The following is an 18,234-nucleotide window of genomic DNA, read 5'->3' on the forward strand; positions in this document are numbered from 1 at the left end:
CATACCTCACACCTGAAACCTCTCACCTTTCTCTTCTTTTCTTTCCGCCAGCATTATCAGTTGTGCTTTCCCTGTGCATGAATGCCCGGTAACTGTCGTTTATATACAATAGCATATCTGCTTTACTGCTTCGCCTGCAAAAAGCATAGTCCGGACGGTATTGCAGCATAAAGCTGCGCAATGAATCGCCCTGCAATCCTGTTAGTTTGGATACATAGTCAAATGGAAATTTAAAGTCTATGTACAATTCTTCTTCCTGCCGTTCAAACATTTTTTTAAACCTGCGTTCATTTCTTTCTTTTTTAGAAAAAAAGGTTAAAGGGCTAAAAGTAATGCCCACACCATCTGTTGGTGTATTGCCTTTACCGCCCGCCAGTTTAGTGTTTCGTTTTGTGAGCACATCATTAAACTCCTCCCGCCTGCTGATTGAATCTGCCTGGTAACGGTTCAAATCGCCAATTTCTACAATGCTTAATTCAATTACATGCCGTGCAAGAAAAACATCAAAAGATGCAGTAAGCATATTTGCTGTAACTACTATAGTGTCTGTTGTATAGCCAGCAGAAGAAAAAGAAACAATATCTCCGGGGGCTGCAGGTATTTTATAATTTCCGCCCATATCGCTTTGTGCCATTCTATCCTTCGATATATTTTTTATTGTGGCGGCCATGATCACCCTGTCGTACCATTTATCTGATACTTTACCTCTTAAACGGGTCTGTGTAAAAGCAGCATGACTCCAGAAAAGAACACAGGCAAAAGATAATACAACCTTTATCATTATACCTGCAAGATATGCAGGATGATATATTATTGTAATGTGGACTCCGTATGTTTCAATATTATTAACAATATGTATTAAGTAGCCGTTGTTAATGTACAGCAAATCCCGCCTCATATTGCAATGCTTCCAGCGCCCCGGAAACATATACCAGTGGCGCGTTCCAGTTAATGGCTATTTCATTGGAAGCATAGGAACAATCTGCATCCGTATAGGCCGTTTCGGGTTCTGTAAAAAGGTATTTGCATTTGTCCTGCATGCCGGGGTTGGGCCCGCCGGCCAGTAGTCCCGGCACTGGTTCCGTTATACCGTCTGCTATAGAAATTCTATGGTGTATATGCAAGGGCGAACGGCTACCCATACCCGTTACAAAACAAAAACCGGCGGCATTTCTACCCAAAATATAATCTGCATTGGTTAAGGCAGCATCCATATAGCGTTTATCTTTTGTAAGCAGGTAAGCATTAATTAGAGCTATGCTTTGGTTCATCGCTACGGCGTTACTGCCCCATATAAAATCTTTTTTGCTTTGTCCCATAATGGTGCGGAATGCTTTGTTGCCTCCATTGCTGATCAGTGATGCGGCAAAATTAATTACCTGTTCTTGTATTGAAGACAAGGTAAGCTGCTGGTATTTTGATAATACGTCTTTGTGCCGAAGGAGCGTATAAGAGCCGAGTATAGCGACATTACTCCATGAAGGAACCGTGGCGGTGGCAGGCTGGTAACGCCGTATTTCCTGTATGTATTCTTCTTTCCTTGTGGTTGCCAGCAATTCACATGCCGCCCAGAACCACTCGTCGGTTACATTTCTGTCGCCATATGCACCTGTAGTTACGGCAGGCTGATACAATTTGTTCATCGTAGCCTGGTTATATAACAGATGCGGATTTTTCCCGGACCACTGCCAGGCATATTGTGCGGCATGCACGCAACTGTCGCTTAAGCCAGGCAGTTGTTTTTTAAATTTGGAGAATATCCTCGATGCCTGTGCCATTACCGCTGTAAAATCAAGTGTTGCCGCTGTAGACTTTTGCACCACGTATCTTGTGTTGTGACAATCTGCGGGCATCACCATTTTATCGAAAGCGGCATTGGTGCATTTGTGGTATACGCCGCCATCATTGGGATCCTGCATGGTAAGCATCCAGCGCAGGTTGTAAAGGATCTCATTAATAATATCCGGCAGGCCGTTACCGGTTTCGGGAATATTCGTTTGCAGGGTATCAAAATAAAACGGGAAATCTTCATAAGCTGACAGCAGCGTACCCATGGTAATGCCTGAGTTAACGATATACTTATTATAATCACCCGCATCGTACCAGCCGCCGGGCGATGATATAACGGTGTTGGCTGGCCGCTTTTCGGAAGCTGCAGAAGGATGAATGAATACTTCCGTATCCGGATGCCCGGCCGGCCTTGCCCATTTGCCTGCATATTGCGGCAGTATAGGCATTGATATCCGCTGGTAATAATAACTTTTTAAAGATGTCAGACTTAGTGCATGGAGAACATTATTCTGGATGCTGAAAGGGTAGGAGTAGCCTGTACCCTGTACAAACAGTATGTATTTTCCTACAGCAGTGAACGCTGAAAAATTTGCTATGCGTGTTGTAGTGGAAGAGTAAGCCGAAGTTTCTGGAGTTGACAGCATCCCTTTATATAAGGTATCTTTTTTATTGACAGACAACAGGTAGAACATATTGGATTCAACGGGGCTTGTAACCACTGCTATTTTAGATGCATGCGTGTAAAATCCATCCTGGTTAAGCTGTATGCCGGTTAATGGCTGGGACTGTAAAATGCAGCTCCACGATATAAATACAATGAATAGAAATACCGCTGTAATTTTCATAAACGTTTTTATTTTTTATCCGCTACTATACATACCGCGCCTAATGGAGGCACTGTAATTTTAATACCATTCAATGTTGTTGCGGAATAGGCTTTTAACAACGCATAATCGGCTGGTCCGCCTGCAGCCTGTTCAGGTCCGCTTCCGTTAACCAAAACTTTTCTTGAAAATTCACCATTGTCATTACTGCCTTCTAAGCTATACCAGTAAAAACGATGGCCGGTATTGAAATTATTTATTTTCACTTCTGTTGTCACCGGCGAGGCGGAGGTATTGATCAAAGTGATATTTACCTGCCCGGAACTATAGGTGGATGCGTATGGTACAATAGCTGTAGTATTTTTTACGCTTACCGGTATGAACCGGTCGCCCAGCATTTTTTGAAAGAAATACATATAATAGAACGAAGGGCGTGGCGTCCATTTTGGAATACCGGGTTCGTTGCCATCGCTAAAGAGTCCATGATCATCGCCATTGCTCCATCCGTTAAGCAGATCCCAGCGGGCTGCCATACCATATTTATTTTTCAAGGCTTCCCCCATGATCAGTAAAGCAAAAACACCGCTGGTATTGGACACCTGCTGTTTGGAATTTTTGGCCCACATATTCCATTCGGTTAATGCAATGGGCTTCACAGGGGCCCCTGTCGCTTGCAGTGTTTGCAATACAAAATCCATCATTTTAGCAGGAACGGTATATGCTGCACCAACTACTTCAGCCGCATTGGAATTGGCGTTATAGGTTGTAAAATAATTGTGCACCACATAAAAATCGTGCTGATCGCCCAACTCAGGGAGCATGCTGCTGTTCCAGGTTTTTACCGTATTGGTTTGCCATGTTTCGGCGGGCGATTCCACCAATGTTGCCCCTATATAAATTTTTTTGCCAATTTCCGTTGCGGCTTTTTGCATAGAATCTGCAAACACCTTAAAATGCTGCGCGTATAATTTACCGGTTAAATATTCAGGCTGCCCGTCTTTATTTTTAGCGCGGTGTATACGATACCCCCATTCCCAGTCACCGTAATTTTCGTTACCAATTTCCCAGTATTGCGTACGACCGTTATCGTAGCGCACCCAGTCGGCGGCAAGGTGAGCGGCTGCCGCAACGGGGTCGTTGCTGGTTCCATACCGGGCATAGCCGTAGTTAACGGTAATCATTCCCTCGTTGCCGCTTTGCTGCAGCATGGCGTAATACTGGTCGAGGTTGGCGCTCCAGTTGTTGTTGTTTTTGCCATACCAGTATCCCGGTTCTTTCAGCACACCGTCTTTATCCATTATCTGCTGAGGAACATCCGGGGGAAGTACACCCTGAGGCTGATTCCAGAAATACACATCGCTGCCGCTGCCGGCGGGCCAGCGAATAATATGCGGGTGCAGATTGGTGATATGATTCATGAACAGCGGCTCCGTTACCATGGGCGTCATCCAGGTGTTGGCGTTATGCCCGAACATAGAAAGTGGTATTTTGGTAATAACGGCGGATGCGTCTACCGTTATAATATTGTTCGTAACTGCTGTAACGGGCGTAACTTCTGTATAGGCTGGTGCTGTAAATGTTTTAGCCTGCCAGTCGTCTAAAAAAAATCCCATAGTAGTAGCGGCAGGCGGATCCGTCACCGGTTTAACCACTACCAGTGTATCGATTGGTGGAACAGGATCGGCGGAAGGTGATTTGTTTTTTTTGCAGGAAAATATACCTGTGCCTGCAAGAAGGAGCAGCAGGGGAGTAAAAATGATAACGGCTTTACTCATTCGTTTATTTGTAAGGATGATGCAATACTTTATAAAGCAGCGACAACTTTTCAGGGTTACCGCTGCTTATTGTACAGGCGTAGTGTCAAATGATTTTGTTACTATTTAATAAACATAATATTGTCGAAATACAATGTTTTACCCTCATCGTTAATCTGGAAAAGAATAACGCTTATTGAATTCATTCCAGGGATTAAAGTGGCGGTTTCTTCTTTAAAGTAAGTCCATTTACCGGCCGGTATAGTTAATGTTTTTGCCGGTGCGGTAAGTGCCCAGTTATTGCCTTTAATTTCAAGCTTTACCTTTTTTTCCACATCAGCTCCCTTAACCCAAAAAGTAAAATATTTGGTTCCTGCCGGGAGAGGTAGCTCCGAGCCCATGCCTATTTGCAAACCACCCCATGTTCCTGCGGGATCGTATGCTGCTTTCAGGCTTTTTCCTCCGGTTACAAAATCATCAGCAGAAGCTGAATAGGTTCCACCCCATGACCAGCTTTGCGCCGGGTTAACAAAGTCGTTGGTAAATATCTGCGTTGCTTTATCTACATTCACAAACACGATATCTGTGGCTTTGTCGCCCCCGCTAGTGGTTAAAACCAGCTTTGCTTTTTCTGTTTCGGAAGCAGGCATCCGGATAATCATCTCATTTAATGATTGTGAAATGATGGTTGCTTCCTCAGTAGTGCCTTCTAAAACCACTTTGGTAACAAGGTCAAAATTATTGCCTGTAAGTTTAATGGTGGAGCCGGATTCGAATTCTGCAGGAAAGGCATTATTAACAAGCGCAAGCGGTATTACATCAAACGGAATAGTTAAGGATTTGCCCTGGCTATTGGTGAGTACAATGTTTTGCGTACCTCTTGTAGCTGTATCCGGCACCCTGAATAAAATAGCAGTTTCAGTATTTAGCGTTGACTGAAACAATGAAGGTGCACTGTTTTTATCGAAGATAATGCTGCGCATATCACCCAGACCGCTGCCTTTAAGGGTTAAAAGCGTGCCTGGGGCTCCACTGGCAGGTGTAATATTTTCTAATTGCGGGTTACCCGGCTTTACATCCGGGCTGCCATCTTTCATGTCTTCTTTTGTACATGCATTCATTGCCCAGGCCATTGTGAAAATAACAGCAAGCGCCCGGATCTTGTGAATAAATATTTTTTTCATATCAGTATTTTTATGTTTTTTAATAATATGGTACAGGATCTTTACTTAATTCCGGATCCTGCAGCACTTCTACAGCGGGTATGGGCAGGTGCATCATGCTTTCCGTGAATGTGGTGATGTAAGAAGGGTAATCGGCTGTGCCCCTGTTTTGCGCGCTTATAATAGCTTTAGCCTTAGCAAACCCCTGTCGCTGAATATCAAACCAGTAATCGCCTTCAAAAGCGAATTCAACACGGCGTTCCTGCAATATATCATCTGCGGTAATAGAAGATTTAACAGGCACATGTGCACGCTCACGTACTTTGTTAAACGCGGCAAGCGCTTCTGTATCGGTTGTAGATGCGTTGTCTCCCAGCACCGCTTCGGCGTAGATCAATAATACATCTGCATACCGCAATATCATGGTATTGATACCGGTATTCATTCCCAGTACCGTCTCTCCCCCGTATTTAGCGCCGGGGCCTACAACGTATTTTGCAATATTGGAACGGGTGTCATTTTTCTGTCCGCCATCACCTACGGTTTGCGTGGTGTCATATTTATAGCCGCCAGCCATAAATGCATTATAGGTAGCATTTGAGTTTTGCGGTTTCCATGCGGGTTTGCTCCAGCCATGTTCCATCATAGAGCCCTGGCGGCGAATGTCGCCTGTTTCATACGCTTCTCGCATGTCCATTGTTGGAAGATATAATTCCCACATGCTGGCTTCATCCGTTTGTAGATTCCCGGGCCCCCTGTCTGGATTCTTTTGATTACCCGAACCCCACGGATTACCCGTAAGCTGGTGCTGTACGGCAAAAATGGATTCTTTGTTGTTGTTATTAGCGCTGGAATTAAACATACCGGCATAATCTTCCACCAGGTCGTATTTATTGGATTGAATGACTTCGAGCGCTTTTGTTTTTGCACTGTCATAATCTTTACGGTATAAATATAGTTTAGCCATCATGCCTTTGGCTGCATATTTATTCAGCCTTCCGGGAACAGGATCTGTTTCGGGTAAACCTGCTTCGGCCAGCTTTAATTCTTCGAGTGCAAATTGTAAAACATCTTTTTTCAAATATCGGGGAACATTAAATTGCCCGCCTAAAGCGGTTTCCCCGGGGTTGTTGATAATAGGCGCATCACCCCATATGCGTGCAATAAAAAAATAAACGGTTCCTTTAAAAAAATGGCATTCGGCAATAGCCGGATCAATAAAGGAGGCATCACCACCCATAGCTTTCTTTTGCTCTAAGGCCTTCATGTACTCGCTTGTCCAACCTCCGATTTTATAAAATACTTTCCATGCGTCTGCAACTCGAACAGCCGTAGAAGCAAGGGTGAAATTTAAAAAGGGCGCATCATCGGCATTGCCCCCACCCGTATATTCATTGCCGGCCATTACATCGCCAATTACATCCATGGCGCGGTTTTCATAGCCCGACCAGGGGAGTCCATACAGCGTACTGGTTAAACTTCTCACTTCTTCGGCTGTATTGTAATAATTGGTGAGCGTTGTTCCATCAAGGGACGAACGTTCAATAAATGTTTTTTTACACGATGCCGTTATTATCACGATGGCTAATAAGGCATACAATTTTTTATTTTTCATCTTAAAAAATTTAATCTTAAAATTCACTTTACAGTTCAATATTAGCACCCACCGTAATGGTGCGCGGATTGGGATAATGACCCGCATCCACGTTCATTAAGCGGATATTATTATTGAAGGCTCCTACTTCAGGATCATACCCGCTGTATTTTGAAAATGTCCAGAGATTTTGCACAGACAGGTAGAGCCGGATATTATTTATTTTAGCACGGTTCGTAAGTGCCTTAGGTATCCTGTACCCCAGCGTAATATTTTGTATGCGCAGGTAAGATCCATCTTCCACATAGCGGTCAGACATAGCCACATTGTTAACCTGTCCGCTCACAAACCGCGGCAGCTTGCCCTCGGTATTTGCATCTGTATACCTGTCCATTACGGTACGTAGCTGATTGTGATAGATATTGTCCATTTTTTCCAACTGCCACCGCAGGAAATTGAATATTTTAGCACCATAGCTTCCCTGTATAAATACAGTAGCGTCAAAATCTTTGTACTGGAAAGTATTGGTTAATCCATAAGTGAATTTGGGAAGTGGGCTTCCTATATAAGTGATGTCTTTTTCATTTATCACATTGTCAGGCTTACCATCTGTACCGCTTACATCCTTAAACCGTATATCACCCAGCCAGGTATGGCTTTCATCTACCGAATAACCAAATTGCGGAAGGCTGTTATCCAGGTCCTGCTGCGTACGGAACAACCCGTCTGTTACCAGTCCAAAGTAAGAACCCACTGCATAGCCAGGGTTAGTGTAGGAAATGATATAATTATCATAATACACTTTCCCGGTTAAGCCTGCTGTTGAATTGGCCATTTTATCCAGCTTGTTTTTAAACTGTGAATAGACCAGGTTGGTTTTCCAGGAAAAATTATTGGTTTTAATATTGGTGCTGGTAATGCTCAGGTCAACACCTGTATTCGACATTTGACCGACATTGCCTACAGGTGCTTTCAGATCATCCCACTGGTCACCAACGCCTATAAGCCTTGGACCGGTAAGGAACAACAGCATATCGGTAGTTGTTTTTTTATACACGTCTACTGTAGCGTCAATTCTTCCATTTAAAAATGAAATATCTATACCCGCATTTTTAGTTACTACGGACTCCCAGCTTAAATCAGGATTGGCAATACCGTTCAGGTAGCTTGAATTTCCAAAGCCAACAGGGCCGGGCCAAAAACCAATAGCAGAAGTATAAGGAGGGTTTTGAGCGCCGGAGGGAAGATTCTGATTGCCCACAGCGCCGTAGCCCAGCCTCAGTTTGAGGAAATTAATAGCGGGACTTAAACCGTCAGCAAACCCTTCATTGCTGATGGTCCAGCCAATGGAAGCGCCCGGGAAATAACCCCATTTATTGTTGGGGCCGAAATTGGAAGATCCGTCTGTTCTGAAGCTCACCGATAATGAATAACGGTCATCGAAAGAATAAGTACCTCTTGCAAAATACGATTCCATGGCCCACTGGCTTTTTCCCCCGTTCAGTTCCCAGGTTGTTTTATCGCTGCTGCCTGCATTAATATCTAAAATATTATTTTGCAGATTCACTCTTTTGCCGGCAAGTCCTTCATAATACGAGTATTGAGCTTCGTGCCCTGCCGTGGCTGTTATGCTGTGTTTGCCTATATATTTATTATAGTTCAGATAATTCCTGATAGCGTAATAATAGCTGTTGCCCCTGCTATCAAATAACTGGCTCTGTAAACTGGTGGTGCCTACATTGCCGGCTAACTGGTAAGCCAGGTTATTGTTCATGCCCAATGAGTAGGAGATTTCATTTCTCAGGTTTAATCCTTCTATGAATTGAACATCTGCATAAATATTTCCGAACACCTGTGAGTTGGTAGATTTATTGCCCCGCATATTGCTTCTGGCTATGGGGTTGTCCTGCCCGTATCTTACACCGCTGATGGTGTTGCCGCCACCCCATGTACCGTCAATATTTTTTACGGGGATCAAAGGATTTTGAATGGCGCCCCACCAAATGGTTCCTTCCGCGGCATCGGCTAATGTTACATTTTGTATGCTTCTTGAGGCGTTGGCGCTTACACCTATCTTTATCCAGTTCTTTAACTGATGATCTAAGCTGAACCGGGTAGAATAACGTTTAAAATCGGAGCCGATCAGTATCCCCGACTGGTCAAAATAATTTAACGACAGGTAATAATTGGTTTTGTCTTTTCCACCGGAAAAGCTCAACTGGTGGTTTTGTACTTCCCCTGTTCTAAACATGGCTTCCTGCCAGTCTGTTCCCGTTCCTAATAAAGTTGGATCCTGAAATTCTTCCGTAGGGGTAGCGCCTAAAATGGGCGCCACTTCATTTTGATACTGCGCAAACTCCCTCAGGTTCATTACATCTAATTTTTTAACCACATTGGATTGCCCGTAGTATACATCATAATTTAATTTTCCTTCGCCCGACTTTCCCTTTTTAGTAGTGATCAGTATTACCCCGTTCGCTGCCTGCGAACCATAAATAGATTGTGCGGAGGCATCTTTCAGTACGTCAATGGATTCAATGTCGTTGGGATTTAAAGTGGCCATTACACTATTACCTGTTTGCCCGTCTGAACCACCCAGTCCTGCATATCCCGAGTTTGATTTGGTATTGCTGATAAAGGGAACGCCATCAATTACAATCAAAGGGTCATTGCTGTTAATGGTGGTAACGCCACGTACTTTAATAGATACGCCTCCTCCCGGCTGACCGCTGTTGTTGGTAACCGTTACGCCGGCTACTTTCCCCTGCAATGCCTGGTCAATACCGGCAACCGGCAGATCTTTAATGTCTTTTGCGCTAACTGACGAAATAGAAGAAGTTACATTGGTTCTTTTGGCAGTTCCATAGCCAATAACCACCACCTCATTCAGGTTTTGCGACACAGGCTCCAGCACTACTGACATGATACCGGAGGTATTAATGGTTACCTCTTTCCGGAGCATGCCAATGGAACTTAATACAAGCGTTCTGGCATTAGCCGGCACCTGGATGGTGAAAACGCCGGAAGTGTTTGTTACGGTAACCAATTTAGTGTCCTTCACCTCCACGGTTACACCCGGAAGAGGGTTCCCATTATCGTCTTTAACACTTCCGTTGATCTTTCTTGCACCCTCCTGGGCATGCACATGGTTCATCAGCAGTAGTAATGAGAAAACCGTCCATATAAGGACTTTCGTTTTTCTCATCGTTTTGATTCTTTTCATATACTTGCAATTATTGGTTTATAAAAAATTTTAAAATTTACCATTCATTGTTACCGTTTGTTCGTTTCCGTTATAGGCTATGGCGGTATCCGATGGTGATGAAAAATCCAGCGCTGTTGATTTGCTTTTGGTTACCCAAACTATTCTGAACAGCCTGTTCTTCAGCATATCTTTAAAATCTCCTTCTCTTTTCCCAATGGTTAATGTTTTATTAGCTTCATTATAGGTAATGGGTATATTGCTATACTTTCCTTTTTCGTAATTGTAATTAACGCCTTCATCTTCGTACAGGGTAAAGCTGCCATCCTTACCGGTGTAAACATATAGCGTGATGTCATCTGCCGGTTTTTCCCCGGTGAATTCAATCTGCGGCCCAAAAGGAATGATGGAGCCTTCCTTTACAAATACCGGCATTCGTTCATAGGATGCAACGGCTGTTATGTGTTGCCCGCCTGTTGTATATTCACCCGTATATAAATTGTACCAGCCTTGCCCCGCTGGTAAATATACCGGGCGGAAAGTGGCTTTATATGTGTATACAGGGTTTACCAGAAAAGAAGGCCCGAACATATACTGGTCGCCTATATTTTTAACATTGGCATCGGTACCAAAATCCATAATTAACCCCCGCATCATCGTATAGTTGTTATGACAAGTGTTGCCTGCTACCGAATAGATATAGGGCATGAGGCGGTAACGCAACTGGTTATAATACAGCATGCTTTTGTATGCGGGATGATCATCGGGAGCTATATTAAATATTTCGCGGTACGGGTACTGACCATGGGAACGAAACAGTGGACAAAATGCACCGAACTGGTACCAGCGTGTATTTAATTCACGCCATTCTTCCAAAGCATTTCCGTTAGGATGGGGTTTATCGTATTTGTCTTCCACGAAAAAACCGCCAATATCGTTTGTCCAGTAAGGTAAGCCTGATAAAGAGAAGTTAATGCCAGCAGGTATTTGCCGTTCCATTTCATCGAACCGTGCCGCTATATCGCCGCTCCAGGTAGCAGCGGCATAGCGTTGCATGCCTGCATACGCCGAACGGGTAAGGATAAATACCCTTTGGTTCGGGCGCGAAGAACGCTGCCCTTCATAAATTCCTTTTGCGTTTTGCAACGGGTAGCCATTAAAATATTGTGTGGAAGATCCTGATGCGGTGGGCTGCATCAGTTGCTTCCGCTTTTCAATGGTGGCGTTCGACAAAATATCGGGCTCGGTAGCATCTAACCACCATGCGTCAACGCCTTTAATGAAAAGACTGCTGTCCAAAAGTTTCCAGAAGCCCATACGGGCGGTGGGATTAAAAGCATCGTAAAAAGTAGATATATATCCTTTCCCTATCCAGTCGCGCTGCTGATCTTTTATATTTTGTTTGTACAGCCAGTTTTGCTTATCAAAAATTTTATAGTTTTCAATGCCCTCATAAAATTTGGGCCAAACAGAAATCATGAAGCGGGTATTATACCGTTCATGCAATCTGCCGATCATACCTGCCGCGTCCGGAAAGCGTGCCCTGTCAAATTGCTGGCTGCCCCAGGCATCTTCCTTCCAGTAGCTCCAGTCTAATACTATATTATCCAAACCAATTTTCCTTTTCCTGAATTCGGCTACCACATTTTCAATTTCCTGCTCCGTTTTATACCGTTCGCGGCTTTGCCAGAAACCCAGTGCCCATTGAGGAAGCAGGGTAGCCTTACCTGTTAGCTGCCGGTATCCCCCAATCACTTCATCGGCATTAGCGCCGCAAATAAAATAATAGTCAATGTTTTCAGCAGCTTCAGACGACAGTGTCATTTTATTGTGCAGCGCCGGCGGTGTTGGACTTAACCATTGCAGGGATGCAAATGCCTGGGTTGATTCCGGGATCCATTCTACTTTAATAGCATGTTTTTGCCCTTTGCTGAGCATATAGCGGAACTGGGAGGGACCGGGATTCCAGCCTTCACGCCATTTATCTAATAATAATTTACCATCCAGCCAAAATTTAAGGTAGCCGGATGCAGACAAATAAAACTTGTGTTCCCCGGTTGTATCTGCGGTTATAAATCCTTCCCAGGTTACTTTGCCTTTTTCCATAGGGAACCCGGCGGGTATGTTTTTTAAAGAAGGAAGAAAGCTGTAATCTATTTTATCTTCCTGCCGCTGCATATAAATATGCGTGCTGTCTGTTCTGTCGCTATACGTTGCCGTTAATCCTTCGGATGTGCCACCTTTACCGGTTAATTGCAAAGCGGATAGCTGTTGTTTTTCGCGGTTATCTCCAAAATGTGTAATAGAATAATTATCCCATAACAAGCCATAATTACGGTTCGACAGTAAGAAAGGAACTGCCACTATAGAATTGTACTGGGTGAGATCAACATCCTCGTCCTTATAGTTAATTTGGCCGGTCTGGGGCTGTCCCAGGCCATAAAAGGCTTCCCCGGCAGGTGACTCAAATTGCTGGCTGATACGGTATAATGGTTTATCATCAATTATTACCGGGGTGATCTTTTTCCCGCCTCCTGTTTTCTCCTGCAAAATAATATTGCCATTCTTGTCTTTAAAAATCACTTCTCCTGTAGTAAATGATACCGAAGCAACCAGTTCACTGGTTTTGACCAGGGCTTCCTTATCAGTTTGTTCGGCGCTCCATTCTGCAGCAACATGAAAAGTACTGTCTATCATTAAACTTTTGCCAGCAGTAAATTTGTTGTCGTTTGACGCGGTAACCCGTATGATCTTCGGAGAAACAGCCTGTAACCTCACCCATTTTGCAGAACCGGGAGCAGGATCTTTTATTTCAACGGTAATGCCATCGCCCTGGCGTATAAATGTTGTATGCTGAGTACAGGAACAAAATAGTAGTATTAATGCTAATACAGCAAAAGGAAGGAAATTCATCCGTAATTTGATGCGGGCAGTTGTCATGGTCTTCAATCGTTTATTTGCTTCCGCCGTTGGAATGGAATCCGGTGGTAGAAAACATAGCGATCAAAAATATAAATATCAAAGTGAGATGAGGTGACTCATATGTTTATAAAGAGAGGGTGAAATGTTAACTAAGGGGTTCATTTGATAACCTGAGGGGTATGGAATGTTAAGGAGACATAAAAATTGCCAGCAACATTTCTTTCCAGCCTTGTTTTTGGCGGTTGTTTTAAATCCGGGAATTTTTATTGTTAGGGAAGATACCGGGATACCATTATTTTATCTTTTCCTGTGCTCATTCACGTATTTTGCAACCGTTCCTACCGGCGCGATCCATATTTCATTGGCGGGATCCTGTGCATATTCAATCAATTTTTTCAGCATAGCAAGTCGCGTGGTTTGTGGGCCGCTATTCCCCATTTCATGACCGGCAAGTACCACCCATTGACCTGCCTGTTGTGCTGATTTTATCAGGGGCAAAATATCTTCAAAGTCTTTTCCATCCATTTCAATACCGGTGAGTTGAGCCATATCGCAAAATGCAGGGTCGTTCGGACTTTCTGCCAGCCAACCCCTGCCACTGATAAAAATATCGGCTACCAGGGGGATATAGCTTTGAGTATTTTTTCCGCGGCCCACATATGTTTGCCCGCAGGGGTATGCAAAAACCTCTGGTTTTACGCCCAGCAATTCCTCAATCTGCTTGTTGGCTGCTTTCAGTTGCCCCCGCATCTGTTTCAAAGTATAATCTTCCAGTGCATTTTCCCTCGACCACAAAAAATTCCCGGAGCAGGGATGGCTGATAGAATGATTACCGATCTCATGGCCGCCGGCTGCCGCTTTCTTCCAGCCTTCCAGGCGATTTTTTACAGTGGGAGGCTGCACATAAAAAGTAGCTTTTACATTATAGGCATCTAATAAACCCGTTCCGGTATCTACCTGGCTTGCACGGGCATCGTCAAAGCTTAAGCTGATTGCCATCTTTTTGCCTTCGGGCCAAATAAATGCAGATTCCTGCGCAGATGAAATCTTACTACAAATCAAAAAAACAATACAGAAATATAGCAGAGAAGAAATTCTTTTTGTTTGCATGATGTATTCGTTTTATGATTATACAGCGGGTTCGCAAGGGAAGATAAATAATTTGCTGCAACAAATGATAAAAGCGCTGAGGTGGCAGTCAATTTTCAAAGAAACAGGTCCATATGCCACCTCCCGCAATTTAAAACGTTTTAAACAGGTATCGTTTAACCCCGGTATTCTCCTTATGGGGATTGTTTTTATTTGTATTTTTAATTTTTTAGCCTTCAATTATTTGCTATGCCATTCAGAATGATCCTTTCTTTCTTATGCCTGCTTTGTATTAACCAGGCCATTGCAGACGTTCGCTTACCCAAAATTTTTGATTCACACATGGTACTTCAGCGCAACAAACCCATACCCGTTTGGGGCTGGGCCGATGCCGGCGAAAAGGTAACCGTTGAACTAAGCGGCAGTGGAATAACAAAACAAAGCAAAACCATAAAAGCGGGTAAAGACGGGAAATGGATCCTTCGGCTGAATGCCGCTGAAGCGGGCGGCCCTTACCAGTTGGTAGTTAAAGGAAAAAAGAATGTGCTTACGCTCGATGATGTATTGATTGGAGAAGTATGGATATGTTCGGGCCAATCCAATATGCAATGGCCGGTAAGCGCTTCTGATAACGCGGAGGAAGAAATAGCCGCTGCCAGTTACCCGCTGATCCGTCATTTTGAAGTGCCGCGGGAAATAAGCTTAGCACCCAAGGATGATCTGTCAAAAGGGGAATGGAAAACAGCCACACCCGAAAATGTGGGGCAGTTTACCGCGGTGGGTTATTTTTTTGGACGAGAATTGTATAAGAAATTAGGCATACCCATTGGTTTGATCAACACCTCATGGGGCGGCACCATTGTAGAAACATGGATCAGCAAAGAAGCCATGAAAAGTTTTAACGAGTTTTCGGATGTAGTGGATGCAATGCCTGTATCTATGGATGCGCTCGGCGAAAAACGTAAAACAACGCTTACCAATGCCATCAATGAATTGCAGGGTGGCATACCGGCGTCCGGGGATGTTCAATCATGGTCATCTGCTTCTTTTGATGACAGCGAATGGAAAACGATTGAAGTGCCGGGCAATTTCGACCGCAAGGATTTCCAATACCTTGACGGCGTAGTTTGGTTTCGCCGCGAATTTATATTACCCGATTCATTAACCGGTTTAAGTGTGGCACTGTCGCTGGGTACTATTGATGATGTGGATGCTACTTATGTAAATGGCATAAAAGTGGGCGGTACTGCCAGTAAAACGGCAACCGGCCGAATCTATATACTGGAGCCATCACAACTGCATGCGGGAAAAAACAGCATCGCGGTGCGCATTGAGGATTTTGGAGGACGGGGTGGCTTTACCGGTAAGCCTGAAGACGTAAAGATCAGCCGGGGCGCTTATGAACAATCGCTTGCGGGAATATGGAAATACAGGATCGAATCTTACACAAACAATAACCAGTTTGCCGGTCCCAATGACGCGGGTACTTTGCTGTACAATAGTATGATCGCGCCGTTGATTCCCTATGCCATGCAGGGCGCCATCTGGTACCAGGGCGAAAGTAATGCAGGACGCGCCTACCAGTACCGAAAATCCTTTCCACTCATGATCAGCGACTGGCGTAACCGCTGGAAGGAGGAGTTTCCTTTTTTGTTTGTACAGTTGGCCAGTTTTAATGCCAATAATGGCGATAGTAGAAAAGGAAGTAGCTGGGCCGAATTACGCGAAGCACAGGCTTTAACCCTGCAGGCTTTGCCGCGTACAGGCATGGCCGTTATTCATGATATTGGCAATCCAAAAAATATTCATCCTACCAATAAACAGGATGTAGGAAAAAGACTGTCGCTCCAGGCTTTAAAAATAGCATACGGGCAAAATATGCTTTCGCAGGGTCCGCAATTTCAATCCATGCAAAAGGAAGGGAATAAAGCGATACTTACTTTCACTGATACGGGAACTGGTTTAATAGCTTCAGGTAAATATGGTTACCTGCAGGGTTTTGAAATAGCAGGCGCCGATAAGGTATTTCATTGGGCGAAAGCTGAGATCCAAAATGGGAAAGTGGTGGTTTGGAGTGATGAGGTAGCCAACCCGGTTGCTGTGCACTATGGTTGGGCCGATGACAATATGGAAGCTAACCTGTTTAATAAAGAAGGCTTACCTGCCGCGCCCTTCCGTACAGATACCTGGAAAAGCATTACGGAAGAAGTGCGGTTCAAATAATGATTTCGGGGATGCATGGGTGCACATTGTTGTCTATGCCTTACTATGTGCCTACTGTGCCTATGTGTTCATTTTTTTTTACACGTAGTCACATAGATGCATAGGTACAAATAGGTGTTGTGTTAAATTATTAAGTACTTAAGCGCTGGCATCAATTAACCCAAACCAATAAATAAAAGATAAGATGGCTGTATCTTTTCAAAAACGCGCTTTACTTTCTGTATATCTGTTATGTATTTTCAGTGTACAGGCAACGGAATTGTATATTGGGAAAGCAACCGCAGATATTACCCCAAAGTTACCGGTAGCATTAATGGGACAGTTTGAGCTTCGCATTGCAAACAAAGCGGAAACGCCCTTAACCGCCAATATCATTGCGTTAGAATCGAGAAATGGCAGCCAGTCGGTGGGAACAACCATCATGGTTTCCTGCGACCTGGTTTTTATTCCAGCCGATTATTTACAAAAGGTGAGAGCGGAAGTAAGCAAACGCCTGCCTGGCTTTGACGTGAATAATATTATTCTGAATGCTACACACACCCACACGGCGCCCGTACTGGAAGATGATCCGGATAAAGTATCCTTTCAATATAAGATACCAAAAGAAGGCGTTTCGCAGGTATCGGAATATCTTCAATTATTTACGCAGCGGGTATCTGAGGCCATCGTAAAAGCATGGAAAAACCGTAGTGCCGGAAGCGTTACCTGGGGACAGAGCAGGGCGGCGGTCGCTTATAACCGCAGAGCGGTATATGCCGATGGAACTGCCGCTATGTATGGCAAAACCAATACGCCCGAATTTCTGAACCTCGAAGGTTATGAAGATCATGATGTAAATACCCTTTTTTTCTGGGACAACAATAAGAAGCTTATTGCAATGAGTATTAACGTAGCCTGCCCCGCACAGGAAGTAGAGGGGCGTTCTACTGTAAATGCCGATTACTGGCACGTGGTACGCGTTTCCTTACAAAAAAAATATGGCGCCGGTCTTTGTGTACTCGGCTGGATAGGCGCCGCGGGCGATCAGTCGCCACACCCCATGTATCGTAAAAAGGCCGAAGAAAGAATGCGGAAACTGAGTAATACGGATCGTATGGAAGATATAGCCCAGCGTATTGTTTGGGCAGTTGATAAAACCTACGAAGCGGTAAAAAATGAAGCGCGTACAAATGTTCCTTTAGTCCATAAAGTTGAAAAGCTGCTACTGCCTATGCGTATTATTACAGAAGAAGAATCCAAAAATTCAATGCAGGTGCGGGATGATGCTGCCCGGCAAATAGCTAAAGACCCTAAAATGGCAGATCAGTTGCATGCAAAAATGACCTGGTTTGGTGATGTGGTGAAGCGCTATGAGCGGCAAAAGACGAACCCGAATCCGCAATATGAAACGGAAATACATGTGGTGCGCATAGGCGATGCTGTTATATGTACCAACCAGTTTGAATTGTTTACCGATTATGGCATCCGCATGCAGGCACGCAGCAGGGCCCTGCAAACATTTGTGATACAGCTTGCCGGTCCCGGTACTTATTTGCCAACAAGCAAGGCGGTAACGGGTGGCGGATACAGCGCGGTTTGCCAGAGTAGCGCGGTTGGCCCGGAAGGGGGGCAGCTATTGGTGGAACGCACTTTAGCGCTGATTGATGAACTTTGGAAAGAGGCAAAATGACAA

Annotated in this window: 10 protein-coding genes; 2 read left to right on the forward strand and 8 right to left on the reverse strand. The window is 44.3% G+C overall.

The features are described from left to right. Positions 1 to 22 precede the first annotated feature (22 nt). The 8 genes from FRX45_RS19560 to FRX45_RS19595 all read right to left on the reverse strand — a co-directional run bounded on the left by FRX45_RS19560 (position 23) and on the right by FRX45_RS19595 (position 14,360). Positions 23 to 781 carry a hypothetical protein gene (locus tag FRX45_RS19560; RefSeq protein WP_152270169.1) on the reverse strand — a complete coding sequence of 253 codons (759 nt, stop codon included), beginning with the start codon at positions 779 to 781 and terminating at the stop codon, positions 23 to 25. Positions 782 to 872: 91 nt separating this feature from the next. Further along, complete coding sequence (locus FRX45_RS19565) at positions 873 to 2,636, reverse strand: glycoside hydrolase family 9 protein (RefSeq protein WP_152270170.1); 1,764 nt, start codon at positions 2,634 to 2,636, stop codon at positions 873 to 875. An 8-nt stretch (positions 2,637 to 2,644) separates the two neighbouring features. Continuing rightward, positions 2,645 to 4,390 carry an alpha-L-arabinofuranosidase gene (locus tag FRX45_RS19570; protein ID WP_152270171.1) on the reverse strand — a complete coding sequence of 582 codons (1,746 nt, stop codon included), beginning with the start codon at positions 4,388 to 4,390 and terminating at the stop codon, positions 2,645 to 2,647. A gap of 101 nt (positions 4,391 to 4,491) precedes the next feature. Beyond that, entirely contained in the window at positions 4,492 to 5,553 is a 1,062-nt protein-coding gene (locus FRX45_RS19575; RefSeq protein ID WP_152270172.1) for an IPT/TIG domain-containing protein, read from the reverse strand. A gap of 19 nt (positions 5,554 to 5,572) precedes the next feature. After that, positions 5,573 to 7,147, reverse strand: a complete 1,575-nt coding sequence (locus FRX45_RS19580) for a RagB/SusD family nutrient uptake outer membrane protein (RefSeq protein ID WP_152270173.1) — start codon at positions 7,145 to 7,147, stop codon at positions 5,573 to 5,575. A gap of 28 nt (positions 7,148 to 7,175) precedes the next feature. Continuing rightward, a complete protein-coding gene (locus FRX45_RS19585; RefSeq protein WP_226805466.1) occupies positions 7,176 to 10,349 on the reverse strand; it encodes a SusC/RagA family TonB-linked outer membrane protein in 3,174 nt (1,057 codons plus the stop codon). A gap of 30 nt (positions 10,350 to 10,379) precedes the next feature. Beyond that, on the reverse strand, positions 10,380 to 13,268 hold the full coding sequence (locus FRX45_RS19590; protein ID WP_226805467.1) for a TIM-barrel domain-containing protein: 2,889 nt from the start codon (positions 13,266 to 13,268) through the stop codon (positions 10,380 to 10,382). 279 nt (positions 13,269 to 13,547) lie between these two features. Continuing rightward, entirely contained in the window at positions 13,548 to 14,360 is an 813-nt protein-coding gene (locus FRX45_RS19595) for a polysaccharide deacetylase family protein (RefSeq protein WP_152270174.1), read from the reverse strand. Between the two features lie 228 nt (positions 14,361 to 14,588). Between FRX45_RS19595 and FRX45_RS19600 the strand changes: the two genes are divergently transcribed. Together FRX45_RS19600 and FRX45_RS19605 are read left to right on the forward strand one after the other, a co-directional pair. Continuing rightward, positions 14,589 to 16,562, forward strand: a complete 1,974-nt coding sequence (locus tag FRX45_RS19600) for a sialate O-acetylesterase (RefSeq protein ID WP_152270175.1) — start codon at positions 14,589 to 14,591, stop codon at positions 16,560 to 16,562. Positions 16,563 to 16,746: 184 nt separating this feature from the next. Further along, positions 16,747 to 18,231 (forward strand): hypothetical protein, encoded by a 1,485-nt coding sequence (locus tag FRX45_RS19605; protein WP_152270176.1) that lies wholly within the window; start codon positions 16,747 to 16,749, stop codon positions 18,229 to 18,231. The last annotated feature ends 3 nt before the right edge of the window (positions 18,232 to 18,234 follow it).

This window comes from Agriterribacter humi, from assembly GCF_009192765.1.
Classification (GTDB): domain Bacteria; phylum Bacteroidota; class Bacteroidia; order Chitinophagales; family Chitinophagaceae; genus Agriterribacter; species Agriterribacter humi.

Coding starts and splice junctions, on each gene's coding strand:
- FRX45_RS19590 (WP_226805467.1), bottom strand. CDS start 13,268: ATGACAACTGCCCGCATCAAATTACGGATGAATTTCCTTCCTTTTGCT.
- FRX45_RS19595 (WP_152270174.1), bottom strand. CDS start 14,360: ATGCAAACAAAAAGAATTTCTTCTCTGCTATATTTCTGTATTGTTTTT.
- FRX45_RS19560 (WP_152270169.1), bottom strand. CDS start 781: ATGATAAAGGTTGTATTATCTTTTGCCTGTGTTCTTTTCTGGAGTCAT.
- FRX45_RS19575 (WP_152270172.1), bottom strand. CDS start 5,553: ATGAAAAAAATATTTATTCACAAGATCCGGGCGCTTGCTGTTATTTTC.
- FRX45_RS19600 (WP_152270175.1), top strand. CDS start 14,589: ATGCCATTCAGAATGATCCTTTCTTTCTTATGCCTGCTTTGTATTAAC.
- FRX45_RS19585 (WP_226805466.1), bottom strand. CDS start 10,349: ATGAAAAGAATCAAAACGATGAGAAAAACGAAAGTCCTTATATGGACG.
- FRX45_RS19580 (WP_152270173.1), bottom strand. CDS start 7,147: ATGAAAAATAAAAAATTGTATGCCTTATTAGCCATCGTGATAATAACG.
- FRX45_RS19565 (WP_152270170.1), bottom strand. CDS start 2,636: ATGAAAATTACAGCGGTATTTCTATTCATTGTATTTATATCGTGGAGC.
- FRX45_RS19570 (WP_152270171.1), bottom strand. CDS start 4,390: ATGAGTAAAGCCGTTATCATTTTTACTCCCCTGCTGCTCCTTCTTGCA.
- FRX45_RS19605 (WP_152270176.1), top strand. CDS start 16,747: ATGGCTGTATCTTTTCAAAAACGCGCTTTACTTTCTGTATATCTGTTA.